Annotated in this window: 1 tRNA gene; it reads left to right on the top strand. The window is 57.8% G+C overall.

Annotated features, from left to right (window positions below):
- Nucleotides 1-173: 173 nt before the first annotated feature.
- Nucleotides 174-247, top strand: a tRNA-Asp gene (locus GHN92_RS23750).
- The last annotated feature ends 2 nt before the right edge of the window (nucleotides 248-249 follow it).

Genomic DNA, 249 nt, shown 5'->3' with positions numbered 1-249 from the left:
GTAGTTCAGTCGGTTAGAATACCGGCCTGTCACGCCGGGGGTCGCGGGTTCGAGTCCCGTCCGCTGCGCCATATTTGTACAAATCAGGTTCGCCTGGTTTGCGATTGAAAAGCACCGAAGCTCTTCAGTCACAGGTTTTAAAAGTTTCAAACGGACGCAAGTCCGAGCGATACGCAGCGGTAGTTCAGTCGGTTAGAATACCGGCCTGTCACGCCGGGGGTCGCGGGTTCGAGTCCCGTCCGCTGCGCC

Source organism: Pseudomonas sp. FSL R10-2964, assembly GCF_009600035.1.
Classification (GTDB): Bacteria; Pseudomonadota; Gammaproteobacteria; order Pseudomonadales; family Pseudomonadaceae; genus Aquipseudomonas; species Aquipseudomonas bubulae.
The sequence above is the reverse complement of the archived record's forward strand: the minus strand, read 5'-3'. Positions and strand labels throughout refer to the sequence as shown.